At 57.7% G+C, this 23,791-nt stretch carries 20 protein-coding genes and 2 pseudogenes; 13 read left to right on the forward strand and 9 right to left on the reverse strand.

The annotated features are described in order from the left end of the window. Nucleotides 1–297 precede the first annotated feature (297 nt). From IB250_RS06150 to IB250_RS29010, 5 genes and pseudogenes are all read right to left on the reverse strand, one after another. Nucleotides 298–1,692, reverse strand: a complete 1,395-nt coding sequence (locus IB250_RS06150) for an undecaprenyl-phosphate glucose phosphotransferase (RefSeq protein WP_192343405.1) — start codon at nucleotides 1,690–1,692, stop codon at nucleotides 298–300. Between the two features lie 490 nt (nucleotides 1,693–2,182). Next, nucleotides 2,183–2,851 carry a winged helix-turn-helix domain-containing protein gene (locus IB250_RS28890; protein ID WP_192343406.1) on the reverse strand — a complete coding sequence of 223 codons (669 nt, stop codon included), beginning with the start codon at nucleotides 2,849–2,851 and terminating at the stop codon, nucleotides 2,183–2,185. A 38-nt stretch (nucleotides 2,852–2,889) separates the two neighbouring features. Continuing rightward, a complete protein-coding gene (locus tag IB250_RS06160) occupies nucleotides 2,890–3,645 on the reverse strand; it encodes an EAL domain-containing protein (RefSeq protein ID WP_192343407.1) in 756 nt (251 codons plus the stop codon). 11 nt (nucleotides 3,646–3,656) lie between these two features. Continuing rightward, entirely contained in the window at nucleotides 3,657–4,385 is a 729-nt protein-coding gene (locus tag IB250_RS06165; protein ID WP_123497665.1) for a winged helix-turn-helix domain-containing protein, read from the reverse strand. 572 nt (nucleotides 4,386–4,957) lie between these two features. Beyond that, nucleotides 4,958–5,102: pseudogene (locus IB250_RS29010) on the reverse strand (VOC family protein); the annotation flags it as partial. 240 nt (nucleotides 5,103–5,342) lie between these two features. On the opposite strand from IB250_RS29010, the gene IB250_RS06170 reads away from it, so the two are divergent. After that, the gene (locus IB250_RS06170) at nucleotides 5,343–7,154 is read left to right on the forward strand and encodes an ABC transporter ATP-binding protein (RefSeq protein ID WP_192343408.1); all 1,812 of its coding nucleotides are present in this window, start codon (nucleotides 5,343–5,345) and stop codon (nucleotides 7,152–7,154) included. A gap of 165 nt (nucleotides 7,155–7,319) precedes the next feature. Here the strand turns inward: IB250_RS06170 and IB250_RS06175 are convergent, their stop codons facing one another. Further along, nucleotides 7,320–8,042: a pirin family protein gene (locus tag IB250_RS06175; RefSeq protein ID WP_192343409.1), complete on the reverse strand. Its 723-nt coding sequence runs from the start codon at nucleotides 8,040–8,042 to the stop codon at nucleotides 7,320–7,322. A 216-nt stretch (nucleotides 8,043–8,258) separates the two neighbouring features. On the opposite strand from IB250_RS06175, the gene IB250_RS06180 reads away from it, so the two are divergent. Together IB250_RS06180 and IB250_RS06185 are read left to right on the forward strand one after the other, a co-directional pair. Beyond that, a complete protein-coding gene (locus IB250_RS06180; RefSeq protein ID WP_192343410.1) occupies nucleotides 8,259–9,209 on the forward strand; it encodes a GlxA family transcriptional regulator in 951 nt (316 codons plus the stop codon). 185 nt (nucleotides 9,210–9,394) lie between these two features. Continuing rightward, a complete protein-coding gene (locus IB250_RS06185; RefSeq protein WP_192343411.1) occupies nucleotides 9,395–10,873 on the forward strand; it encodes an ATP-binding protein in 1,479 nt (492 codons plus the stop codon). Here the strand turns inward: IB250_RS06185 and IB250_RS06190 are convergent. After that, entirely contained in the window at nucleotides 10,838–13,642 is a 2,805-nt protein-coding gene (locus IB250_RS06190; protein ID WP_192343412.1) for an ATP-binding protein, read from the reverse strand. The genes IB250_RS06185 and IB250_RS06190 overlap by 36 nt on opposite strands. Before the next feature lie 323 nt (nucleotides 13,643–13,965). Here IB250_RS06190 and IB250_RS06195 point away from each other — a divergent pair, with 323 nt between their 5' ends. Together IB250_RS06195 and IB250_RS06200 are read left to right on the forward strand one after the other, a co-directional pair. After that, nucleotides 13,966–14,541: a flavodoxin family protein gene (locus IB250_RS06195; protein WP_123497653.1), complete on the forward strand. Its 576-nt coding sequence runs from the start codon at nucleotides 13,966–13,968 to the stop codon at nucleotides 14,539–14,541. Nucleotides 14,542–14,575: 34 nt separating this feature from the next. Further along, nucleotides 14,576–15,400 (forward strand): alpha/beta fold hydrolase, encoded by an 825-nt coding sequence (locus IB250_RS06200; protein ID WP_192343413.1) that lies wholly within the window; start codon nucleotides 14,576–14,578, stop codon nucleotides 15,398–15,400. Nucleotides 15,401–15,433: 33 nt separating this feature from the next. On the opposite strand, the gene IB250_RS06205 is transcribed toward IB250_RS06200, so the two are convergent. Next, nucleotides 15,434–15,898, reverse strand: coding sequence for a helix-turn-helix domain-containing protein (locus IB250_RS06205; protein WP_192343414.1), 465 nt, complete (start codon nucleotides 15,896–15,898; stop codon nucleotides 15,434–15,436). A gap of 229 nt (nucleotides 15,899–16,127) precedes the next feature. Between IB250_RS06205 and IB250_RS06210 the strand changes: the two genes are divergently transcribed. Together IB250_RS06210 and IB250_RS06215 are read left to right on the forward strand one after the other, a co-directional pair. Then, entirely contained in the window at nucleotides 16,128–17,051 is a 924-nt protein-coding gene (locus IB250_RS06210; RefSeq protein ID WP_192343415.1) for a LysR family transcriptional regulator, read from the forward strand. Between the two features lie 526 nt (nucleotides 17,052–17,577). Continuing rightward, nucleotides 17,578–17,946 (forward strand): DUF6124 family protein, encoded by a 369-nt coding sequence (locus IB250_RS06215; protein WP_192343416.1) that lies wholly within the window; start codon nucleotides 17,578–17,580, stop codon nucleotides 17,944–17,946. Between the two features lie 70 nt (nucleotides 17,947–18,016). On the opposite strand, the pseudogene IB250_RS28625 reads toward IB250_RS06215, so the two are convergent. Beyond that, nucleotides 18,017–18,121, reverse strand: a pseudogene (locus IB250_RS28625) (metal ABC transporter ATP-binding protein); the annotation flags it as partial. A gap of 101 nt (nucleotides 18,122–18,222) precedes the next feature. Here IB250_RS28625 and IB250_RS06220 point away from each other — a divergent pair. The 6 genes from IB250_RS06220 to IB250_RS06245 all read left to right on the forward strand — a co-directional run bounded on the left by IB250_RS06220 (nucleotide 18,223) and on the right by IB250_RS06245 (nucleotide 23,770). Further along, the gene (locus tag IB250_RS06220; RefSeq protein ID WP_192343417.1) at nucleotides 18,223–18,639 is read left to right on the forward strand and encodes a DoxX family protein; all 417 of its coding nucleotides are present in this window, start codon (nucleotides 18,223–18,225) and stop codon (nucleotides 18,637–18,639) included. Continuing rightward, on the forward strand, nucleotides 18,632–19,222 hold the full coding sequence (locus IB250_RS06225) for an antibiotic biosynthesis monooxygenase (RefSeq protein ID WP_192343418.1): 591 nt from the start codon (nucleotides 18,632–18,634) through the stop codon (nucleotides 19,220–19,222). The genes IB250_RS06220 and IB250_RS06225 overlap by 8 nt, the downstream gene beginning before the upstream one ends. A 9-nt stretch (nucleotides 19,223–19,231) precedes the next feature. Then, on the forward strand, nucleotides 19,232–21,070 hold the full coding sequence (locus IB250_RS06230) for an amidohydrolase (protein ID WP_192343419.1): 1,839 nt from the start codon (nucleotides 19,232–19,234) through the stop codon (nucleotides 21,068–21,070). A 69-nt stretch (nucleotides 21,071–21,139) separates the two neighbouring features. Continuing rightward, a complete protein-coding gene (gene ycaC, locus IB250_RS06235) occupies nucleotides 21,140–21,766 on the forward strand; it encodes an isochorismate family cysteine hydrolase YcaC (protein ID WP_007900772.1) in 627 nt (208 codons plus the stop codon). 198 nt (nucleotides 21,767–21,964) lie between these two features. Next, nucleotides 21,965–22,870 carry a LysR family transcriptional regulator gene (locus IB250_RS06240; RefSeq protein WP_192343420.1) on the forward strand — a complete coding sequence of 302 codons (906 nt, stop codon included), beginning with the start codon at nucleotides 21,965–21,967 and terminating at the stop codon, nucleotides 22,868–22,870. A gap of 93 nt (nucleotides 22,871–22,963) precedes the next feature. Then, nucleotides 22,964–23,770, forward strand: a complete 807-nt coding sequence (locus IB250_RS06245; protein WP_192343421.1) for a class I SAM-dependent methyltransferase — start codon at nucleotides 22,964–22,966, stop codon at nucleotides 23,768–23,770. The last annotated feature ends 21 nt before the right edge of the window (nucleotides 23,771–23,791 follow it).

The raw sequence follows: 23,791 nt of genomic DNA on the forward strand, positions 1-23,791 counted from the left end.
GACTGAAATTGCGTAACTGACTGGCATTGCCCAATCCTACCGTTCAATTTTATACCCCGCGTTTATCTTGCCGGCCAGGCACTGGCTGGTCGGACGCGGTGCGGATGCTTTCATCTGCACTGCCATCGACGAAACGACGCTACAGGCCGGCAGATGACTGGACGCAAGGATCAACGTGGAATGGGATATGAGGCGGTGGGGGCGAGGTGTTTGGGGCAGTCAGAAACCTGACTACCCCAGACTACAACCTTGTCAGCAATACGCTGAAGAATAGAAAGGGGACGAACATCGCAGCGGTTAATAGATGTCCTTGGAAAACAGCGTAAAAGGGGTCTTGATCAGGATCTTGATGTCGAGCCACAACGACCAGTTGTTGATGTAGTTGAGGTCGATCTCCACACGCTTTTGCATCTTGTCTAGGGTCTCGGTTTCGCCACGGCAGCCGCTGATCTGGGCCAGCCCGGTGATGCCCGGTTTGATTCGATGGCGGGCCATGTAAGCCTGGATCTTGCCGGTGTAGTAGTCGTTATGGGCGACCGCATGTGGCCGTGGCCCGACCAGCGCCATATGGCCTTGCAGCACGTTGAAGAACTGCGGCAGTTCATCGATGGAGGTGCGTCGAATGAAGCGGCCGACCGCAGTAATGCGTGGGTCTTCACGGCCGGCCTGGCGGACCTGGTGGTCGTCGTGCAAGCGCATAGAGCGGAACTTCCAGACTTTGATGATCTTGCCGTTCCAGCCGTGCCGTTCCTGTTTGAAGATGATCGGGCCCGGGGAAGAAATCTTCACGGCGGCGGCGATCACCAAAAGCAGCGGGCTGAAGCCGATCAGCGCGAGGGCGGCGAGGCTTCTGTCCAGCAAGGTCTTGCTCAGCGCGGCTGTCGGGTAACTGGTCAGCGGGCTTTCATTGAGGTGGATGGCAGGCAGGCCGTCCAGTTCGCTGATGGAGTGATTGAGCAGCGTCATGCTGCCCAGGTCGGGAACCCAGACCACATCGACATTGGCGTCGAGCAGGTCGATGTACAGCGCCTCGACCTGTTTGGCTTCGCTCAAGGGCAGCGCGATGTACAGCCGCCGGACGTCGTGCACCTGGATCAGCTCACGCAGTTCCTGCAATGGGCCCAAAACCCGGTGGGCATTGACCTGGGTAGACAGCTCGTTTGGATTTGAGCTGATCAGGCCTACCAGCGGCGGGTACTCGGTTTTGGTCAGTTTGTCTGCCAGATTCACCGCCAGTTGATCGGTGCCGATAATCAGGGTGTTGTACTGGCTGTGCAATTGCCGCTGGTAGTGCTTGGAAAAACTGTGCAATGGCAGGTACAGCAAGGCCTGAATGCAATAACCGGCCGCAGCCCAGACCACGATGATTTCCCGGGAGAACAATTCGCTGGTCTTGCTGAAAAAACCAATACTGGTCAGTCCGGCCAGCAGCAGCAGCCATCCCAGTAGCAGGCGCGCCAAGCCACTGAGGTAACTATGCTGCTTGTGATAGACCAGCAGCAGGGAGTAGGAAGGGACCGAACCGAGGAATGTGAGTACTGCAAGCACACGATAATGGGCTTCGATTTCTCCTGTCTGGTACAACGCCAGACCAAATAACAATGTATTGACCGAAGTGATGGCAATTATCCATTGCCCCCAGAAGGTCAGTCCTTTGGTTATGTTATTTCGATTAATACGATTATGTACCATCGCGGTGTCCCTCGGGCCTGCGCCACGTTGTGTATCAGTCGACGGTTAATAAATGGCAGCCACGCACAAAGGCTGAGCGAGCGCGTCAGTCAGGAAATGTTTTTATTATTAGAAGGGAATAACGGGGCTTATGGCTGCCATCCAGGCTTTGTTTTAAAGTCAGCTGATACGGTTGTCTCAGTGTCTGGTTTTATACTAGTACCTAAATCTTCGTGGGTGTCTGACGAATTATAACGGCCACTCTTTTAGAGGCCTTGTTATAAAAGGTCGTGCTGTTTTGTTAGGAGGATATCGCTCAATCATCTATATAATTGCGGCATTCGAAAAACGTTTGCCGGCTAGGCGAGGGGAAAACGGAGCGTGCGCCATAGGAGAGTTTATGGCGATAGTCAGGATATGCAGTGCGAAGAGGCAGGGTGGTGGGTGTGGGTGGTGTATCAAGTGGAGCGGAGAATCGCGTTTATTGTCATTGTTTTTTGCGATCCTTCGCTCAGTAGGCGACTCTTATCCTCTGTGCCAGGCAGTAACCACGGTTTCTGACCGAGCGAACCAGCCGTTCGCCATTAGCTGCAGTCTTGAACTTTTTCTGTAACCGGCTCAAGCACATTTCAAGTCCGCTATATTGGTCCGGGTCTTTATCGATGCGTAGAATAAGATCATTTTTGCTGAGTACTCGTCGATCGCTGAGGACCAATTGAGTGAGCATTAACGATTCGGTACCGGTCAATGGAATAGTGATGTCTTCTTTGAACAACTTTCGATCGTCGGCATTAAACCACCAGATATCAGGATTGCCCTGGGACTCTTTAACCCGACTGACTGCCGAGATGAACTCTTCGTCAGCCACCGGCTTCTTGAGAAAGCCATCAACACCGAAGTGCGAAAAGTGATGGAGTTCTGAAGATTCAGAGTTGGGTGTTATGAGGATGATTTCCGCATCTTTTTGATTTTTACGGATGAAACTGACATCGCTTAGCGATATGTCCGCCTGGTCGAGCAGGATGTGCGTGAATCGACTCTTTCGGATGCGTTCGCTGCTGAGTTTACCTGACTCGATTTCAAAAGATAAATACAGGCGTTGCGCGAGAAGCGATTCGATTGCTTGTCGTGCCAGTTGATCCCGGGTGAAAATCAGAAAGCTGTTATTCGGTGTGTTCACAATAAGGTTCCTTCCTAGTCTGGTGAAGTTTTCAAAACTTAAATGAGCTCAGTCGGCGAGTAGTACCTCCCCTGAAAAAAGTCGAAGGGCATGCTGCGAGCCAGTGTGTGTAACGCTTTGTGCTCCACCCTGTCCGCCACGAATTTGATCTTGCTGTCATGGATCATGCCGCTTAGGCAGTCATAAGACCTGTTGAAAAAATCCTGGCTGTTTTCGACCATGATGTCGAAATTGGATTTGGTCAGGTCCACTTTTATGTAATCGAAGAGGGCCAGGCTGATCAGTTTTTCGGTGCTGTCGTCGCTTAAATCATAGCCATCGAAAGCGATCTCGATACCATTGTCTTTCAATAAGTGAATATGATTGATAATAGTTCTTTTTTCTTTCAGGTTGAACGACAGGAACGAGCTGCTGTTAATGCTGGGGATTAGCTGTTGCTCATGTTTTTTGAGTATCGCTTGAGCATCGTTCATTTCCTTGATCAGCGCTTTATCCAATAAAGCAGATTGATTCATGGTCATGAACAGTTTGTTTGGCGCCGGTACGGAATGGGAAGGTGTCGCCTCAATCTGTGAGAGGGCATTCAATTGGATCCGTGTCAGGACTTCGTAATAAGTCGCCAGTGGATGATCGGAATGCAGTTGTTGATACCCCTTGTTCAGAGGTGTCTCCTGTTTGGTCGCCTTGGCATAGATTTCGCTGCCGAACAGTTCATCGTTTCGTTTCAGAATCGATTGCCTGAAGAATACCAATGCGAAGTTTTCGTGCGCTATAGCTTGCCTGCCGGGCTCCATTTCCTAGTCCTTTAAGAGTGAAAATTTGTTTGATTGACGGAGACGACCCCTCGAAGCAGTCGATAACCATAACCACGTACACTGTGAATGATGTTAATGCCAAAGTGTTTTTTGATTTTATTTCGAAGCCGGCTTATGGATTTCTCCAGGACGCGTGAGTCGTAGAGTTTTATATTCAAACCCATGGATTCGGCCATGCAATCATGGTGCAGGATATTGCCCTCTGCGTTGATAAGCGCATCCAGGGCTTTCATTTCCTGATAGGCCAGATCCAGTTTGTATTCATCGTTGTATAAGTGCAGGCATGTTTGGTCCAGAGTCAACTTTATGCTCGGCTGCCATTCAGGGGTTTCGAGCAACTCTGAGAGTAACCTGGCTTTTTCATCCTGATCGTTAGGTACATTGATGCAGTGATTGGCTCCGGCCAGGTAACATTCAATTTTAGCGTGCGGAGAGCGATAGTTGATTGCAACGATAATGGCCAGTTCTGTCGGATTCGTACGTAACTTCTTGATCAGTGCCAGGCAGTCATTAAATATGGAGGGACTTTCAATATCGATCAGTACGGTATCGAGTGTTTGCGTTTCGATATCCATGTTTGGCGGGTTTGGATAATCTAATGTATAAACATGTGTGAGATTAGGTACAAATAGTTGGCGAAGTTTCTCTGTCGAGCGCCAAGTGCGCCCAATAGCGAGAATACCTCTCTGGCTATTTTCGATTTTGCTCTCAGTACTCATCGTGCAAATTACTCATATGTGCTGGCGTTGCAATCTTAATACACAAAATACTGACGTTATCTGACTTTTTATAACATTTCCCGTCTGGAACACACGTCACTCCATGCCCTGTAGTTTTAGCTGATTCAATGACATAGGCAAATGCCGAGGCTTAAGCCCATTGGTGTTTGTGATCGAAATTAGTTGGTGGCCCCTTTCAGTCGGACTAGGCTTTTTAGGTTGACTTTTCCATGAGAAGTACAGATGCGATGGCTAATTGCCCATCTGGCTGCAGAACGAAGCACAACTGCGGAGTCTTGCGTATGAACGGTGCGGATGTCCGCATTTTTGAAAACTGGAGTTGATTTATAAGGATATTCCACGGTGTTCTAGGGTGATGTAGGTGCATGTTGGGGTGGCGATTAGTACAGCGACCGCCTCTTTTTAGGGCGAATGACCATATTAATTGAGGCTTTTCGCATTATATTAGTAATATTTATGTCCGAAAGGGTAATTGTCAGCGGGTAGTTATTCTGTTTGGCTATTGAAAAAAATCCAAAAGTTGATATTAAAGCGCCATTAAATTTTATGTACTAACCGGGGGGAGCCCGATCCTTTTTGCAATTAACCATCCACGCAACGCCAAACCGATCGACCAGCATTGCGAAACGGACCGCCCAGAACGTCGCCTCCAGCGGCAGCAAAAAACCGTTCTGCTTCCACCACACTGTCGACATTTTCGTATAAGCGGCCTCGCAGTTGAAGATCAGTCAGTTATTGAGGGGGGACGTTCAGGTTCGTGCTCGAATGCCGATGGGCATTGACTCCAGATAGCAAAGCGCTAAAACCTGGCGAGCGGTGGTATTTTTCAGGTGTTTTTCTATGGGCCAAGCGAGGCTTATCGCCTTGTGATGGCTTGTTTCACGTACTGTAGAACCGCCGCGCTTCTCTGACATCTGCCAGCGAGTCCATCGTCCTATGCCCGTCTTGACCCGCTTCGCCTCTTTGCTCGATCAGGCGAGACGTGCCTTGTTGCTGGTCTGGGGAACGTCCCGCGGGCTGTTTCTGGGATTGGTGCTGGCAACTCTGGTTGCCGGTGTGCTGCCGGCGCTGGCGGCCTGGTTGGGGCAGCGGATTGTTGATGCCGTAGTCACGGCCATGCAATTGCACGCCCAACAGGGCAGTGCGCCATTATGGCCGGTTGTGCGGTATGTGCTGTTTGAAGCAGGCGTGCTTGCGTTGCTGTCCGGGACACAGCGTGCATTGTCGGTTCAGCAATCGCTGTTGCGGGTGCAGTTGGGGCAGAAGGTTAACACGATGATTCTGGAGAAGGCCCAGACGTTATCGTTGGTGCAGTTCGAGAATTCCGAGTTCTACGACAAGCTGGTACGGGTGCGACGCGAGGCATCGACCCGGCCGCTGGCGCTTGTGATGAAGTCGCTGGGGCTGATCCAGAACCTGATCGTGTTGATCAGCTTCGGTGTATTGCTGGTGCATTTTTCGCCGTGGGCGCTGGTGCTGCTGGTAGTTGGGGCGCTGCCGGTGTTCTTTGCCGAAGCGCATTTTTCCGGGGATGCCTTTCGCCTGTTCACGCGCCGGGCGCCGGAGAGTCGGCAGCAGAATTACATCGAGACGCTGCTCTCCCATGAGGGTTACATCAAAGAGGTGAAACTGTTCGGTTTCGCGCCGCTGCTGTTGCAGCGTTATCGGGACACGTTTGCGCGTCTCTACGCCGAAGACCGGCGCCTGACATTGCGTCGTGATGGCTGGGGATTTGTACTGGGACTGCTGGGCACCGCTGCGTTTTATCTGGCCTACGCCTGGGTCGTGGTCGATACCGTTCACGGCAATATCACCCTTGGGCAAATGACCATGTACCTGGTGCTGTTCAAGCAGGGGCAGGCCGCCGTGAGCAGCAGTTTGAGCGCGATCAGTGGTCTTTACGAGGATGGCCTTTACCTGTCGAGCCTCTACGAGTATTTGGCCGAACCGGTTATTGCCGATAGCGGAAGCCTTACCGTGGGCGCGGTGCCCGGCGACGGTTTGCGTTTCGAGAACGTCGGTTTCCGTTATCCGGGAGCGAGCCGCGCCGCTTTGCGGGGTATCGATCTGCACCTGATGCCTGGACACAGCGTCGCCCTGGTGGGGGAAAACGGCTCGGGCAAAACCACGCTGATCAAATTGCTGACTCGGCTGTATCGCCCCGATCAGGGTCGTATTTTGCTGGATGGCAGCGATTTGCAGTCCTGGGACGAAGAAGCGCTGAGACGACGCATCGGCGTGATCTTCCAGGACTACATTCGCTACCAGTTCTCCGTGGGCGAGAATATCGGCGTGGGCGATACATTGGCGTTCAACGATGAAACGCGCTGGCAGCAAGCAGCCGCGGAGGGCATGGCCGCGCCCTTCATCGAGCGTCTGGATCGCGGTTACGCCACGCAATTGGGGCGGTGGTTTGCCGGTGGGCAGGAGTTGTCCGGCGGGCAATGGCAAAAAATCGCTTTGTCTCGCGCCTACATGCGCCGCGACGCCGATATTTTGATTCTGGATGAGCCGACCTCGGCCCTGGACCCGGCGGCGGAAGCGGCGGTGTTCGAGCATTTCAGTCAACACACCGAAGGCCGCATGACGTTGCTGATTTCTCATCGGTTCTCCAGCGTGCGCAATGCCGATCACATCATCGTGCTGGACCAGGGTTCGATCCTTGAGCGAGGCGATCACGACAGCCTGGTCGAGGCGGGCGGGCGGTATGCGCAGTTGTTCAACGTACAGGCTCGTGGTTACCGGTAGCGCCTTAATCCCCTGTGGGAGCGGGCTTGCTCGAGAAGGCGGTGTGTCATTCAACATTGATGCTGGCTGACCCGACGCCTTCGCGAGCAAGCCCGCTCCCACAGGGATTGCGTTTAACTGACCAGCATTAGCCCGCAGGCTTTTTTGCGCATTGAAACACCGGCTTCACGGCATCTGCGGCAATTCCTGCGGCCGCAAATCAAACACCAGCACCTCGGCATCCACGCCGTTGCTCAACGTCAGCACCTGCTCCTCACGGACCCGCACACCATCGCCTTCCTGCAACTGCATGCCGTTCAACTCGACACTGCCACGCGCCACATGCACATAGGCGTAGCGATCAGCAGCCAGTTCCAGCGTGGCGCTTTCCTTGCCATCGATCAGGCCGGCATATACCCGCGCATCCTGGCGAACTTTCAGCGAACCGTTCGCCCCATCAGGGGAGATGATCAGCTGCAAGCGCCCGCGTTTTTTCTGCGTGCTGAAGTGTTCTTGCTGATAACGCGGTTTGGCGCCGCTAACCTCGGGCACGATCCAGATTTGCAGGAAGTGCACCGGTTTGTTCGTCGAATGGTTGAACTCGCTGTGAGCCACGCCGCTGCCAGCGCTCATCAATTGCACATCACCGGGACGGATCACCGAACCGGTGCCTAAGGTGTCCTTGTGTTCCAGGGCACCTTCGAGCACATAGGAAAAAATCTCCATGTCGCGGTGAGGGTGCTGGCCAAAGCCTTTGCCAGCCGCCACGCGGTCGTCGTTGATCACCAGCAGGTCGGAAAAACCCTGCTCCCGAGGGTTGCGGTAGTTGGCGAAGGAGAAGGTATGGAACGACTTCAACCAACCGTGATTGGCCGCGCCGCGATCCGAAGCTTTACGAAGGGTCAGCATGATGAAATCTCCTGTCAGGACGTGAATTCGTCCGAGTGAGGAGAAGGTTAATGTTTACCGTTTGGTGCAATAAGTAGATGAAAATTGAAATACTGTCTCTTTCAGGTTGACAGTTTTTGGTGCTGGTTCGCGTATCCTTGTTGTTACATTTGGCCATAATGCTCAGCACTGCTGACGCTATTTTCCTTCTTCTCTGATATCAGTGATGTCCAATCCATGAAAACCGTGGCAATGGTGCTGTTCCCCGACTTTCTTCTGCTCGACATGGCCGGTCCCATGGAGGTGTTTTCCATCGCCAATCGTTATCTGGATTCGGCGGACCGTTACGAGCTGTCGACCATCGGCACCGAGCCGGGCGCGCTGCGAGCCTCAAACGGCGTTAACGTTCTGGCCGATTTGCACATCGATCAGGCGAACGAGCGCTATGACTTGTTGCTGGTGCCGGGCGGGCCGGGAGCCTACAACGAAAAACATCCGTCATTGCTCGCCTGGCTTCAGGGCGCTGTCAGCCGGGCGAACCGTTATGGGTCGATCTGCACCGGCGCATTTGTGCTCGGGCATGCCGGGCTGCTGGACGGCTATCGCGTGACCACTCACTGGCATTACACCGAACGTCTGATCAAAGGCTTCCCCAAGGCCACCGTCGAGACCGATCAGATCTACGTACAAGACCGCAATCTCATCACCTCTGGCGGTGTCACCGCTGGCATCGACCTGGCGCTCGCGGTGGTTGCCGAAGACCATGGCAAGAAGGTCGCCCAGGACGTCGCCAAGGTGTTGTTGGTGGTAATGAAACGCCAGGGCGGGCAGGCGCAGTTCAGCCCGTTGATGGCGGCAGTGGCACCCCATGAAACGCCGATCACCCGGGTGCAGAACCATGTGCTCGAACACCTTGATGAAGCGTTCAGCATCGAACGCATGGCCAGCCTGGTGAACATGAGTGCGCGGCACTTCGCCCGGGTTTTCGCCAGGGAAGTGAGCATGACGCCCATGGAGTTTTTGCAAAGTGCGCGCATCGATTGCGCCAGGAACCTGCTGGAAACCAGCGACCTGCCGCTCAAGACCGTGGCCTATAAAAGTGGCTTCGGCAGCGTGCGGCATATGCGTTTTCTGTTCAGTGAAAAGCTCGGCCTGACCCCCACTCAATACCGCGAACAGTTCAGTTAGGGGGCGTTGTCTGTCAAGCGCACCGTGATGGCCGTGATGCTCCTCCCGTGGCCGTTGTACCGTCACCCATGCCTGCCAAGATACCCATGAACTCTTTGCCATGGAGGTGCGGGAACCTGGATGGAGCGGTGCGATGGATTTTTCAGTACCTTGAACCGGGCCAGGTTTTCAGCGCATGAACGTGCATGAACAGCCTCAGCAATATAAACAGCGATGCGGTGCTGCGATTCGGGCCCTACGCGTTCCACCTGCATCAGCGACTGATCCTGGACGGTGATCGAGCGCTGCGCATGGGCGGGCGGGCCCTGGATATTCTGCAGGTTTTGGTCGAACGCGCCGGCTCAGTGGTGAGCAAGGATGCCCTGATTGCCCACGTCTGGCCGACCTCGGTGGTCGAGGAAATCAACCTGCGTGTGCACATCGCCGCCCTGCGCCGGGCACTTGGCGATGGCCAGAACGGGCAGCGTTACATCGTCAATATTCCCCAGCGCGGCTACAGCTTCATCGCCCCGGTACAACGCGACGGGACAGGCTCGCCGGTGCCGGTCGAGACGGAACACAAGCCTCAGCACAACCTGCCTGCGCGGCTCACACCGGTGACCGGTCGCGACTCGATCGTCGGCAGTGTGGCCCGGCAGTTGCCGGTTCGACGTCTCATGACTTTGATTGGTCCCGCCGGCATTGGCAAAACTACCGTGGCGCTGCGCGTGGCCGAGTTGCTGTTGCAGCACTATCAGGACGGTGTCTGGAGGGTTGATCTGGCGGCCATCGATGACCCGGGGCAACTCGTCGAGCATCTGTCGCGCACGCTGGAACTGGACGTCGGCGGGGCGGCGCTGGAGCAGCGGCATGCCTTGGTGGTGCTCGACAATTGCGATCACCTGCTCGAATGCTGTCGGGCAGTGGTAGACAATCTGTTGGCCTCGGCGCCACGGCTGTCGATCCTGGCCACCAGCCGCGAACCCCTGCGAGCGGCGGGAGAAACGCTGCTGCATATACCGGCCCTGGCGGTGCCGCCGGCCTCAGCGATATACAACGTGGCCGAGGCCATGGGTTATTCGGCGGTGCAGCTGTTGGTCAGCCGCGCCCGAGCCCGTCAGCAAGGGTTTGCCTTGCGCCAACAGGACCTCAAGGCCGTGCGCGAAATCTGTCGGCGCCTGGATGGCCTGCCCCTGGCCATTGAACTGGCGGCGGCGCAGATCGATGCGTTGGCGTTGGTGGGGTTGCAAGCGCAACTGGGTAACTGTTTTCAACTGCTGACACAGGGGCGGCGCACTGCCGTGCCACGGCATCAGAGCCTGAAAGCCGCACTGGACTGGAGCTATGAACAGCTAAGCCCGTTGGAGCAAACCGTGCTGCAGCGGCTGGCAGTGTTCAAAATGGCGTTCACCCTGGACGCGGCAATTGGCGTGATCAGTTGCGCGGTGCTGTTGCCTGCCAGTCTGGTTAAAGGGGTGGAAAGCCTGGCGCGCAAATCGCTGCTGTCGGTGGAGCAGAGCAGCGGCGTGACCCGTTACCGTTTCCTCAACACCACCCGCGCCTATGCCCTGGAAAAACTCGACGACAGTGGCTACTTGCGCGCCTGTGAACTGCGTTATGAGGGCTACATCAGCCGGGCACGCTGGACATCAGCCGGGCAGGTGTCGCTGCAGCTCGTCGAGTAGCCGACGGACTTTCGTCAAGTCCGGTGTGGCAAAGCCTTCGGTGAAGCGCTGGTAAATCGGCGCCAACAGCTCATAGGCTTGCTGAAAGTGACCCTGACGCTGCCATAGTTGGGCCAATGAGGTGGCGCTACGCAGTTCCCAGGCCAGCGCTCCCTGGGTTTTTGCCACGGCTAAAGCTTTGAACAGCACCGCCTCAGCCGCACTGACCCCGGTCGGGCAATCCTCGGTCAGCAACGCGTCGGCCCGGGCTCGCAGAATTTCCGCGGTGCTCCAACCCGCCGTGCCGTTTTCGGCCCGTTCCAGCAGCGCATCATCGATGAGGCGGCTGTCCAGCGTGACCATGATTTCCTTGATCAACCCGCTGTTTGCTTGCGGCGAGGAGGGCGCATCGGCCCCCTCGATCACCTGCGCGTAATGTTTGGCCCACGTGTAGAACAGCAGCACCGAGTGTTTCTTCGCCTGTTCAAGCAGCAGGTTCAGGAGCTCGCGGGCGACCGGGGTGTCGCCGTTGTAGTGAGCGATCAGGCAACCGGCCAGCGCCAGGGTGTAGCAGATGGACGTGCCATGATTGATCTGCATCGCGATGTCGAGTGCTTGTCGTGCGGTGTGCCAGGCTTTTTCCGGGTGCCCTTGTAACCAGAGAATGCGCGCCAGAATCGTCAGGGCTGCGACGCTTTGATCGTACTGCACACCAAAACAGTAGGTGAAGCGGTTGAGTTGACCGCTCTGGGCCAGGCATTGAATAACCTGTTCGACATTCTCCCGCGCCAGAGCCTGATCCCCCGCAAAGTGCAGCGCCAGAACCCGCAAGCGTTGGGTGCTGAGGGCCAACACCGCATCACCGTGCAGCCCCAACTGCTCAAATTGTCGACTCTGCTCCAGGGCCTGTTGGTAGTGGCCGCAACTAAGATCAACCGCCAAGTGCCCGGAAATCGCTTTGAGCTGACCGGCCACATCGTTGCAGTGTTCGGCCAGGTGTTTGGCGCTGACGAACGCTTCGACGGCTTCGTCGCTGCTGCCCAGGGTGTGGTAGCAGGAACTGCCGAGGGCAAGCTTGAGGGTCATGGTCACACGCGGGCAGGGCTGAGGCGTCGCTTCGAGCAACGCCAAAGCTTTGCGCACATATACGCCGTGCTCCTTGAGCAGCGACAGTTCCTGCCAGAGCGGCGTCGAGGTTGCAGCGAGGCGGATCGCCAAGGCCTGCGGCCCTTGAGCGTTCAACCCCCAATCAAGTGCAGAACGAATATCTTCCAGGTTGCGGGCGTAACGCTCGGTCCAGCGCTCGCTCGAGATCTGCTCCCAGTCGTCCCGGGCTTGCTGCATCAAGGCCAGGCAGCGTTCGGCGTGGCGCTCGCGGGTGTCCGGCAATTCCTGGGCCTGGGCGAGTTTTTCCAGTGCATAGCCACGTGTGGTGTCGAGCAGCCGGTAGAACACTTCTTCGTCGCCGACTTCCACGTTCAATAATGACTTGGCGACCAGTTGGGTGATTGAACCGAATACCACATCGGGCTCGAGGTGTTCGCCGACGATCACGGCGGCCGCCGACTCCAGGGTGAAGGCGCCCCGAAAAATACCCAGTCGACGCAGGCAGATTTGCTCGCAAGCACTGAGCAGTTCGAAGCTCCAGTCCAGCGTCGCGCGCAGCGTCTGATGGCGGCCCAAGGTCGTTTGGCAGCCTTGGGTGAGCAGGCGAAAGTTGCCTTGCAGCTGCAACAGCAACCCACTCAAACCCAGGCTGCCCACTTGCGCTGCCGCCAGTTCGATGGCCAGCGGTATGCCGTCCAGACGCCGGCAGATTTCAATGGCCAGCGGTAGTTCGGCTTCGCTCAGTTCGAAACTGTCGTGGCTGGCCATCGCCCGTTCGACAAACAATTGCAGCGCCGAAAACGTCAGCGCCTGAGCGCGGTCGAGCACGGCGATGGGCGGTGGGCAGTCCAGCGATTCCAGGCGCTGCACGAACTCGCCTTCGGCCCGCAGGCTCTCGCGGCTGGTGGCCAGAATGTGCACTTGGGGCGCCGCGCGCAGGATGCTTTCACTGAGCAACGCAATGGCATCGATCAAGTGTTCGCAATTGTCGATGACCAGCAGCATCTGCCGTTCGCGCAGGAACGTGGCGAGACCGCTCATGGGTTCGGCGTCATGCAAGGATAAATCCAGCAGCGTTGCCAAGTGCGTGGTGATCATCAAAGGGTCGTTGATCGGTGCCAGGTCCAGCAGGCGAATGCCGTCTCGGTAGCGGCCGATCAATTGCTCGGCGACGCGCAGCGCCACCGTGGTCTTGCCGATTCCGCCGGGGCCCACGAGGGTGATGAAACGCTGGCGCGTCAGTTGCGTTATCACGCTGTCGACCAGAGCCTGACGACCAATCATGCGGGTCCGACGGATCGGCAGGTTATGCCGGCTCGATCCATTTTCAGCGCTTTTCGGGCTTTGCTCGATGTGCTCCACAGAGAACGGCGCGACAAAACTGTAGCCGCGCTGAGCAACGGTGATGATGTAGCGCTGGCCGGCCTGACCGTCGCCGAGGGCTTTGCGCAGCGCCGCCATGTGCACCCGCAGGTTGATGTCTTCCACCACGCTTTTGGGCCAGACCCGGGCGATCAGTTGCTGCTTGCTCACCACCTGCCCGGCGTGTTCCAGCAGGATCAACAGAATGTCCATGGCCCGCCGACCCAGACGCAAGGGCTGGTCGGCCTCCATCACCAGGCGCTGTCCGGGGTAAATCCGGTAAGGGCCGAAATGAATGGCCTGTTCGGGAGAAAGGGTCAACGGGTCGCTCCTGCTTGCATCCGTCTATCGCACGGTATCGGGGCATATTCCTCAGGTTTTTTCGGCAGTGCAATGCTCTGTCGTGCACCTCGTCGGTGTGTGCATCGGCTGCTGGATTCCCGTCAGCGCTTGTCGATCCCGTATTTATTGGGTGCGGTGTTGGCCGGGTGCGTGGGCGCCCCGTTGAAAATTAACAACGTTTAACTCGTCGTGTGTCCGGTCTACGCTCAAAAATCCATCCCTTCAAGTTCAACCGAAGGCACCGGCCTTCTTGCAACAAAAAGCGTGCCGCAAAAAGGATGAACCCTTCTGGAGGAACCGGAATGAGCAACGTGGTGGTTGTCTATCACAGTGGCTACGGGCACACCCGGGTCATGGCCGAGGCCGTGGGCCAGGGTGTGGAACGGCACCTGGGCAGCACCTGTCGGCTGATTCCGGTCGAAGAAGTGGACGATCACTGGGAACGCTTGCACCGCGCCGATGCAATCATCTTTGGCGCCCCGACCTACATGGGCAGTGCTTCGGCAGCCTTCAAGGGCTTCATGGACGCTACCGCCTCGTTCTACCTGGCCCAGCCCTGGCGCGACAAACTTGCCGCCGGCTTCACCAACTCAGGCTGCCTGTGCGGCGACAAGCTCAACACCTTGCAGCAGATGGCAGTGTTCGCCGCCCAGCACTCGATGATCTGGGTCGGCCTCGACCTGCTGCCGGCGCGCAGCAGCATTGGCCTGTTCGATGGGCAGTTGAATCGGCTCGGCAGTTCGCTGGGAGCCATGGCCCAATCGAACGTCGAACAGTCCCCCGACCTTGCACCGCCGCCCGAAGACCGCCGCACTGCCGCGCATTTGGGCGAGCGGGTGGCGCGCCTGGCTGAACGAATGGTTCGCACCTCTTATTAACCGCCACAAAAACCATGCATGAGGAGACATCACCATGAGCACCTTTACCACCCGAGACGGCACCGAGATTTACTACAAGGACTGGGGCACAGGTCAGCCAATCGTCTTCAGCCACGGTTGGCCATTGAACGCTGACAGCTGGGAGTCGCAGATGATCTTCCTGGCTTCGAAAGGTTACCGGGTCATTGCCCATGATCGCCGTGGTCACGGTCGTTCGAGCCAGCCGTGGTTCGGCAATGAGATGGACTCTTACGCTGATGACCTGGCGCAGCTGATCGAGCATCTTGACCTGCAAAACGCCGTGCTGTTCGGCTTCTCCACCGGCGGTGGCGAAGTGGCGCGTTACATCGGTCGCCACGGCACTGGACGCGTGGCCAAGGCCGGGCTGATTTCCTCGGTGCCGCCGTTGATGCTCAAGACCGAGGCGAACCCTGGCGGCTTGCCGCTGGAAGTGTTCGACGGTATTCGTCAGGCGTCCCTGGCCGACCGTTCGCAGCTGTACAAGGATCTGGCCAGCGGTCCGTTCTTCGGCTTCAATCGCCCGGGTGCCAAGCCGTCCCAAGGCATGATCGACTGGTTCTGGCTGCAGGGCATGATGTCCGGCCACAAAAACGCGTATGACTGCATCAAGGCGTTCTCCGAAACCGACTTTACCGAAGACCTGAAGAAGTTCGACGTGCCGACCCTGGTGGTGCATGGCGACGACGACCAGGTGGTGCCGATCGAAGCCGCCGGTATCGCTGCGGCAAAACTGGTCAAGGGCTCCATCTTGAAGGTCTACCCGGGAGCACCCCACGGCCTGACCGATACCCACAAGGATCAACTCAACGAAGATCTGCTGGCGTTCATCAAGGGCTGATCAAGATCAAAAGATCGCAGGCTGCGCCAGCGCCTACAGGGTTAAGTGAACTCCTGTAGGCGCTGCCGAAGGCTGCGATCTTTTGCTGTTGAGAGAGGGAAGAGAACGCACAGTTCGACAGCGCCAGGCAAACGGTGAAACGCCTTCGCTGCGGGTGAAGATATGGGAAAAATGCGCCTGATCGCAGAAGCCGCATTCCAGGCTGATTTGCGTCAGGGTCAGGTCGGTGTCCTGGATCAGCTGCTTGGCCCGGGCGATGCGTTGCCGGCGAATCCAGTCTTGCGGCGAGAGGCCGGTGCTGCACTTGAACGCACGGGAAAAATGACTGCGTGACAGGGCGCACGCCCGTGCCAGTTCAGTCACTTCCAGGGTTTCATCGAGATGGTCGAGGATCAGCTGCTTGGCCAGATGTTCACGCCAGGGGCTGAGCCCGCCAGTGGTTTTTTTTTGTGTTTGAGTGGCTGACGCGCTGACCGCGTTCTGCTGGAAGTGAGCCATGACAAATGTCCGTGTCGGTGGGAGCGCGCTGGTGCACTGCACGGTGGATCAGCACGTTCCCTTTTCTGAAAAAAACAGGTCTGCGCAGAGGGTTTCATTCTTGGTCGTGGGGGCTTTGGCTTGCGAGTTAAACGTTGTTAATTTCTCGATTGGCATGGGCCGTCTCGAGTACAGTCAGCCACACTCGTTAACCCCCGTGCCGGGCTGAAAACACCATGGGATTGTGCTTATGAACCGTAACGATCTGCGCCGCGTCGACATGAACCTGCTGGTGATTTTCGAAGCCCTGATGTTCGAAAAAAACCTGACCCGGGTCGCCGAAAAACTCTTCATGGGCCAACCCGCGGTGAGCGCTGCGCTGGGGCGGTTGCGTGATTTGTTCGACGATCCGTTGTTGCTGCGCAACGGTCGCGGGATGGAGCCGACCGCGCGGGCGCTGGCGATTCTCAAGGAACTGCAACCGGCGATGGACACCATCTCGGGGGCGGTCAGCCGCGCCAAGGAATTCGACCCAACGACCAGCTGCGACGTGTTTCGCATCGGGCTGTCGGACGATGCCGAGTTCGGACTCTTTCCTCCGTTGTTGCGCAAACTGCAAGAAGAAGCGCCGGGGATTGTGGTCGTGGTGCGCCGCGCCAATTATCTGCTGATGCCGGCGTTGCTCGCGTCTGGCGAGATTTCGGTGGGGGTGAGTTACACCACCGACCTGCCGGCCAATGCCAAGCGCAAACGCCTGCGCGACATTCCCTGCAAAGTGCTGCGCGGTGACGATCGTCCAGGGCCGCTGACCCTCGACGAGTATTGCGCACGGCCGCACGCGATGGTGTCGTTCTCCGGTGACCTGAGCGGCAACATCGATATGGATCTGGCCAAGGTCGGCCGCTCTCGCCGCGTGGTGCTGGGCGTGCCGCAATTCAGTGGCTTGCGGGCGTTGTTGGCCGGTACCGAGATGATTGCCACGGTGCCGGATTACGCTGCGTGTGCGCTGGTCGAGGGATGTACCTTGCGCGCCGAAGATCCGCCGTTTCCTATCGACGCCGCGCAGTTGTCGATGGCGTGGAGCGGGGTGCATGACAACGATCCTGCCGAAAAATGGCTGCGCTCACGGATCAGTCAGTTCATGTCCGAGCCCCTGAACATACCAACCCCGTAGGCGCTGCCGAAGGCTGCGATCTTTTGAGACGACCCATCTTGCATACCCACACCGTCCAACTGTGGGAGCGGGCTTGCTCGCGAAGGCGTCGGGTCAGTCGACATCACCGTTGAATGACCCACCGCCTTCGCGAGCAAGCCCGCTCCCACAGGGGAATGTGTGTTGATTCGAGGGCTGTGTTTAATGGTGTTTAGCGTTACTTCCTGAAAGCTACAGATCCTTGCGCCGTTGCCTACGACTGCGCCAGAATCCGCCGGCTTGTGCGCTTTGGGCCTGGTCTTTATCGTTTCCGCATCGCTGCCAATCAGCGATCGGGTTTAGCGACTTGAACAGGTATAAGCGCAACAACACTCCGTCATATTGCAGGCATTCCATGTCTGCAGTTTCGATATGGTGGCTGTGCGCGGGAGGCCCTCGGGTCTGCCGGGTCTTATACCTCTCGGTTCGCTAACCTGCGTACAGCCGCCACCCTTACTTGTTTAGCGACAGGTACTGGTGGTTCCATCAGGTATAACGGAGATCCATCATGTTCAAAGCCACACCTAACCCGCCAGGAACCGACGACGTTTCCCCCTACGATCCCCTCGATCCCAAAAAACTCAACGAAGCCGCCGAGCGTGCTCTCGATCACTACCTCAAACCGTCCGCCGCCAAGACTTCGCGCAAACCGAGCACGATTTACACCGTCGCCCCGGGCATCGACATCGAAGAGCTACTGGCCAATGCCTGCGAATCCTTTGCCTCGGCCAAGGTGATCGCCAGTGACTGTGCCGGGTTTCTGGAGGGGTCGCAGCGCAATACGATACTGGGCGTCGCGCAGCTCATCATGCTGGGTGAACTGGCTGTGAGTCGGGCGCTGGATAGTCTGGAATTGAAGGCAGCCCCGGCCGTCTGACCGGATTGAATACGAAACGGCCTTCGGGCCGTTTTTTGTGCTTGAGCAGTAAGTGAACACGCACAAAACCCTGTGGGAGCGGGCTTGCTCGCGAATGGGGTGTGTCATTCAACAGTGATGTCGACTGACCCACCGCCTTCGCGAGCAAGCCCGCTCCCACAGGGTTTTGTGTCATTCGGGCGTTCAGCGTGTTGAGCAAAGAGAGCACGTACATTCAATTTTTCCCTACCCCGTCACTGCATTATTCAGGGCAATGATTGATCAAGGGTAGGGGCCATGAACGCTTCGCAATGGAATGAACGGGCTCAAGACTTCGGGCTGCTGTTTTTGCGGGTCAGTGGTGGTCTGTTTCTGCTGTGGGTTCACGGCTTGCCCAAGCTGCTGGACTTCAGTGCGCAGCTGCAACTGATCGAAGACCCTTTCCACCTCGGTGCCCACCTCACCCTGAGCCTGGCGATCTTCGCTGAAGTGCTGTGCCCGTTGTTGATTGTCGCCGGTGTGCTGGTGCGTTTGGCGTGCTTGCCTATTCTCTTTGTGCTGCTGGTGGCGATGCTGATTGTGCATCCGCAATGGAGCGTGGCCGAAGGGCAGTTCGGCTGGTTGCTGTTGATCCTCTTCACCAGCATTTTCATCGCCGGGCCCGGACGGCTGGCGCTCAATGTTCGTCTCGCTGGAGCCCTCCGTTATGCCTGATTCCAATCGATTCGAAGAAGTCGTGACGCTGATCGTCAAACATAGGGTCAAGGCCGGTTTTGAAGCGGCCTATGAAGCCTGGCTGCGCAACATCGTCAGCGTGGCCGGGCAACGCGAAGGACACTTGGGCGTGGATGTGATTCGCGGCAAGAGCGGTGGCCTCGACCTGTTCACCTGCGTGCTGCGGTTTTGCTCCACTGACGCGATGCAGCGCTGGCTCGACTCGCCGCAACGCCAGGCGCTGGTCGACGAAGCTGCGCCGATGCTGGCCGACGGCGACCAGACCGAGGTCAACCCGGTCAATGAGTTCTGGTTCTCACCGCTGGCTGAAGCCGGTTCGCCACCGCCGCGCTGGAAGCAGGCCGTGGTGACGTTGTTGGTGATTTTGCCGCACACCTTGCTGGTGCCGCTGATCTGGGGGCCGTTGTTGCAGCTCAATGCCTTCCTGTCCAACTACGTGGTCGCCACTTTCCTGATCACCCTGACCATTGTGCTGTCGGTGGTGTACGTCTGTATGCCGCTGGCCACGCGCCTGTTCGCGCCGTGGCTGGAAGCCGGCCAGTCCCATTCCACACAGCCTTAAGGAAACGCGATGAACGCCGATCTGATTCTGTTCAATGGCCAGTTCCATACCGTTGACCGTGAAAAGCCCCTCGCCAGCGCCGTGGCGATCAGCGACGGCCGCTTCGTCGCGGTTGGTACCGATGCCGACGCCATGGCCCTGCGCGGTTCGGGCACACAGGTCATCGACCTCAAGGGCCGTTGCGTCATCCCCGGTCTCAACGACTCGCACTTGCACCTGATCCGCGGTGGTTTGAACTACAACCTCGAACTGCGCTGGGAAGGTGTGCCGTCCCTGGCCGATGCGTTGCGCATGCTCAAGGATCAGGCCGACCGCACGCCCACGCCGCAGTGGGTGCGGGTGGTGGGTGGCTGGAACGAATTCCAGTTCGCCGAAAAGCGCATGCCGACCCTGGAAGAGCTCAACCAGGCCGCACCCGATACGCCGGTGTTCGTGCTGCATTTGTACGACCGCGCCTTGCTCAACCGCGCCGCGTTGCGTGTTGCCGGTTACACACGCAATACGCCGAACCCGCCGGGTGGCGAGATTGTGCGCGATGCCAACGGTGAGCCGACCGGCATGCTGGTGGCGCGGCCGAACGCGATGATTTTGTACTCGACCCTGGCCAAGGGGCCGAAGTTACCGCTGGAATATCAGGTCAACTCGACCCGCCAGTTCATGCGCGAACTCAATCGCCTCGGCCTGACCAGTGCCATCGACGCCGGCGGTGGTTTCCAGAATTATCCGGACGACTACGCGGTGATCGAGCAGTTGGCCAAGGACCAGCAACTGACCGTGCGCATCGCCTACAACCTGTTCACCCAGAAGCCCAAGGAAGAACTGACCGACTTCAAGAACTGGACCGGCAGCGTCAAGCTGCATCAGGGTGACGACTTCCTGCGGCACAACGGCGCCGGGGAAATGCTGGTGTTCTCGGCGGCGGATTTCGAAGACTTCCTCGAGCCGCGTCCTGACTTGCCGCAAACCATGGAAGATGAGCTGGAACCGGTGGTCCGCCACCTCGTCGAGCAGCGCTGGCCGTTCCGTTTGCATGCGACCTACAACGAATCCATCAGCCGCATGCTTGATGTGTTCGAGAAGGTCAACCGCGACATTCCCTTCAATGGTTTGCCATGGTTCTTCGACCACGCTGAAACCATCACCCCGCAGAACATCGAGCGGGTGAGGGCGCTGGGCGGTGGTATCGCGATCCAGGATCGCATGGCATTCCAGGGTGAATATTTCGCCGAGCGCTATGGCGCCAAGGCCGCCGAAAACACGCCACCGATCAAGCGCATGCTGGCCGAGGGTGTACCGGTCGGCGCCGGTACCGATGCGACTCGAGTGTCCAGCTACAACCCTTGGACCTCGTTGTACTGGATGGTCAGCGGTCGCACCGTCGGTGGGCTGGCGCTGCACAGCGAAGGCCTGCCCCGGCAGACCGCGCTGGAACTGTTCACCCACGGCAGTGCCTGGTTTTCCTCCGAACAAGGCAAAAAAGGCCAGATCAAGGTCGGGCAACTGGCCGACGTGGCGGCATTGAGCGCGGACTTTTTCAGTGTCGAGGAAGAAGCCATCAAGTGGATCGAATCGGTGTTGACCGTGGTTGGCGGCAAGGTGGTGTACGCCGCCGGCGAATTCGAAAAGCTTGGACCACCTAGCGTGCCGGTGCTGCCGGACTGGTCGCCGGTGGTCAAGGTGCCGGGTCACTGGCGTCCGGCTTCACCGATGCAGGCACAGGTTCACCAGTGCAGCGGGCCGTGCGCGGTGCATTCCCACAGCCATGAGCGGGCGCGTTTGTCGAACGCGCCGGTCAGCGATTTCCAGGGGTTCTGGGGCGCGTTTGGCTGCTCGTGCTTTGCCTTCTAGTGATTAAACAATGCGCCGGCCTGGTGTGTCGGCGCCCCTGAGGTAAGTCCATCCCCCGAGGAGTTTCACATGAGCAACGTTCCTTACAAACGTCTGAACAAAGATGATGCAGTGGTATTGCTGGTTGATCACCAGACTGGCCTGATCTCGTTGGTGCAGGATTTCTCGCCTAACGAATTCAAGAACAACGTGCTGGCCCTGGGCGACATCGCCAAGTTCTTTAACCTGCCGACCGTCCTCACCACCAGTTTCGACAGCGGCCCGAATGGCCCGATCGTGCCGGAACTCAAAGAGCAGTTCCCGGACGCTCCGTTCATTGCACGCCCGGGCCAGATCAACGCCTGGGACAATGAAGACTTCGTCAAAGCCGTGAAGGCCACCGGCCGCAAGCAGCTGATCATTGCCGGTGTTGTAACTGACGTGTGCGTGGCGTTCCCGACGTTGTCGGCACTGGCTGAAGGGTTTGAAGTGTTCGTGGTAACCGACGCCTCCGGCACCTTCAACACTACGGTGCAACAAGCGGCGTGGGCTCGCATGTCGGCTGCCGGTGCGCAACTGCTGAACTGGTTCTCCGTGGCCTGCGAGTTGCAGGGCGACTGGCGCAACGACATGGAAGGCCTGGCCAACCTGTTGTCCCAGCGCATCCCGAACTACCGCAACCTGATCAACAGCTACACGACGTTCACCGCGAAGTAAGTGGTAATGGCTGCCGGTCTCGGCCGGTCGCTTGAAAAGATCGCAGGCTTCGCCAGCTCCTACATGATTGGGTACACCCGCCTGTACTCAATTCCCGTAGGAGCGGGCGAAGCCTGCGATTTTTTGATCTTTAGATTTGGGGAGTCAGAAACGAAAAAAACGGCTATAAAGCGTTTGGCTGTCAATCAGGGCGCGACAATGAATCCGTTCGAAGATATGCGTATGTTTTGCCAGGTCATGGACTCTGGCAGCTTCACGGCGGCAGCCGATCAACTAGGGTTGTCCAAGCAGTTCGTCAGCCGCCGCCTGATGCAACTGGAAGAGCGCCTCGGCGTGCGCCTGCTCAACCGTTCGACCCGGCGGTTGGACGTTACGCCGCTGGGGCAGAGTTATTACGAATCAGCCCTGCGCCTGCTCAGCGAAGTCGAGCAAGTGGAGCAGGGCATCGCTGGCCAGACCACCGAGCCTCGCGGCACCATTCGCCTGAGCGCACCGTTGTCGTTTGCCGTGGCGCATCTGGGCTGTCTGTTACCGGAGTTTTTGCAGCGTTATCGCGAGGTCACCGTGGAAGTCGACCTGAGTGATCGACCAGTGGACTTACTCGGTGAGGGCTACGATTTGGCATTGCGCATTGGCGTGCTGGAAGACTCGACACTGATCGCCCGACGTCTCGCCTCCATCGAGCGGCTGTACTGTGCCAGCCCGGTGTATCTGGCCGAGCGGGGTACGCCGCTTAAACCCGAGGATTTACACACCCATGATTGCCTGCCTTACGGCCACGGTCGTCAGGTGCAATGGCGTTTCGAGGGGCAGGGCAAGCCGCAGAACGTCAACGTCACTGGGCGGATGCGGGTCAACAATGGTGAGTTGCTCAAGGACGCGGCCATCGCCGGTATGGGCATCACGTACCTGCCGACCTTTATCGTCGGTTCAGCCCTGGAGGACGGCCGACTTGTGCCGGTGCTGGATGATTTGCGCCCCAAGCCGCTGACCTTGTCGGCCGTCTACCCGCAGCATCGCCAGAGGTCACGACCGGTGCAGGCGCTGATCGAGTTCTTGCGTGAGCGGTTGAATCAAGGCGAAGAGGTTTCGCCCCACCGGTGATTACAAGATCACAACAAAGCTCGAATGGTAGTTTTTCTGATGCTGATCCAGACTCGTGCCGGCCAATCAACGGCCTGAATTCTGGAGTGTGCAATGGAAATGCCGACAAAAGAAAAAGCCATCGCCAGCAATCGCGATGCGTGGAATGACTCCGCCCAACACCACAAAGACACCCCGGAGTGGCGGGCCTGTTTGAGTGCCGTGAGCCATGGCGATTTTTCCTGCCTGGATGACACCCTCACCGGGTTGCTTCAACAGGTCGGCGTCGACGGCAAGGATGTGGTGCAGCTCGGCTGCAACAACGGACGCGAAAGTCTTTCGCTGTTTGCCCTGGGGGCCCGTCGTGTCGTCGGCATTGACCAGTCGGAGGCCTTTCTCGATCAGGCCCGGGAGCTGGCATCCCGTTCGCCCCATGAGCCCGAATTCATCGAGGCGGACATCCATCACCTGCCGACTGATCTTCACCAGTGCTTCGATGTGGCGCTGATTACCATCGGCGTATTGAACTGGATGCCGGACATCGCTGAATTCTTGCGCCATGCCGCGCAAACCCTCAAGCCCGGCGGTGCTCTGGTGGTGTACGAAACCCACCCGTTCCTGGAAATGTTCGACCCCGAGTCAGCCGATCCCTATCGCCCGGACAGTTCGTATTTTCGCAGTGAACCTTTCGTCCAGAACCAGCCGATCGTTTACGAGGGCAAAGTCGAACAGCCCGCCTCAGCGTCTTACTGGTTCGTCCACACCCTGGGTGCCATCTTCACCGGTGCCGTTGAGGCGGGGTTGCAGATCAGCCACTTCAAGGAATACCCGCATTCCAACCGCGAAGAACTCTACGATCGGTATCAGCAGCAAAAGGCGCAGTTGCCGTTGTGTTACACGTTGGTGGCGGTGAAGCGCTGAGTGTCGGATCTGAGAAATGAG

The organism is Pseudomonas sp. PDM09, from assembly GCF_014852305.1.
GTDB lineage: Bacteria > Pseudomonadota > Gammaproteobacteria > Pseudomonadales > Pseudomonadaceae > Aquipseudomonas.

Excerpts from the sequence above, each read along its gene's own strand:
- IB250_RS06150 (WP_192343405.1), bottom strand. The coding sequence starts at position 1,692 with ATGGTACATAATCGTATTAATCGAAATAACATAACCAAAGGACTGACC.
- IB250_RS06245 (WP_192343421.1), top strand. The coding sequence starts at position 22,964 with ATGGAAATGCCGACAAAAGAAAAAGCCATCGCCAGCAATCGCGATGCG.
- IB250_RS06200 (WP_192343413.1), top strand. The coding sequence starts at position 14,576 with ATGAGCACCTTTACCACCCGAGACGGCACCGAGATTTACTACAAGGAC.
- IB250_RS06195 (WP_123497653.1), top strand. The coding sequence starts at position 13,966 with ATGAGCAACGTGGTGGTTGTCTATCACAGTGGCTACGGGCACACCCGG.
- IB250_RS06210 (WP_192343415.1), top strand. The coding sequence starts at position 16,128 with ATGAACCGTAACGATCTGCGCCGCGTCGACATGAACCTGCTGGTGATT.
- IB250_RS06170 (WP_192343408.1), top strand. The coding sequence starts at position 5,343 with ATGCCCGTCTTGACCCGCTTCGCCTCTTTGCTCGATCAGGCGAGACGT.
- IB250_RS06225 (WP_192343418.1), top strand. The coding sequence starts at position 18,632 with ATGCCTGATTCCAATCGATTCGAAGAAGTCGTGACGCTGATCGTCAAA.
- IB250_RS06205 (WP_192343414.1), bottom strand. The coding sequence starts at position 15,898 with ATGGCTCACTTCCAGCAGAACGCGGTCAGCGCGTCAGCCACTCAAACA.
- IB250_RS06180 (WP_192343410.1), top strand. The coding sequence starts at position 8,259 with ATGAAAACCGTGGCAATGGTGCTGTTCCCCGACTTTCTTCTGCTCGAC.
- IB250_RS06230 (WP_192343419.1), top strand. The coding sequence starts at position 19,232 with ATGAACGCCGATCTGATTCTGTTCAATGGCCAGTTCCATACCGTTGAC.
- IB250_RS06175 (WP_192343409.1), bottom strand. The coding sequence starts at position 8,042 with ATGCTGACCCTTCGTAAAGCTTCGGATCGCGGCGCGGCCAATCACGGT.
- IB250_RS06240 (WP_192343420.1), top strand. The coding sequence starts at position 21,965 with ATGAATCCGTTCGAAGATATGCGTATGTTTTGCCAGGTCATGGACTCT.
- IB250_RS06165 (WP_123497665.1), bottom strand. The coding sequence starts at position 4,385 with ATGAGTACTGAGAGCAAAATCGAAAATAGCCAGAGAGGTATTCTCGCT.
- IB250_RS06185 (WP_192343411.1), top strand. The coding sequence starts at position 9,395 with ATGAACAGCCTCAGCAATATAAACAGCGATGCGGTGCTGCGATTCGGG.
- IB250_RS06220 (WP_192343417.1), top strand. The coding sequence starts at position 18,223 with ATGAACGCTTCGCAATGGAATGAACGGGCTCAAGACTTCGGGCTGCTG.
- IB250_RS06160 (WP_192343407.1), bottom strand. The coding sequence starts at position 3,645 with ATGGAGCCCGGCAGGCAAGCTATAGCGCACGAAAACTTCGCATTGGTA.
- IB250_RS06215 (WP_192343416.1), top strand. The coding sequence starts at position 17,578 with ATGTTCAAAGCCACACCTAACCCGCCAGGAACCGACGACGTTTCCCCC.
- ycaC (WP_007900772.1), top strand. The coding sequence starts at position 21,140 with ATGAGCAACGTTCCTTACAAACGTCTGAACAAAGATGATGCAGTGGTA.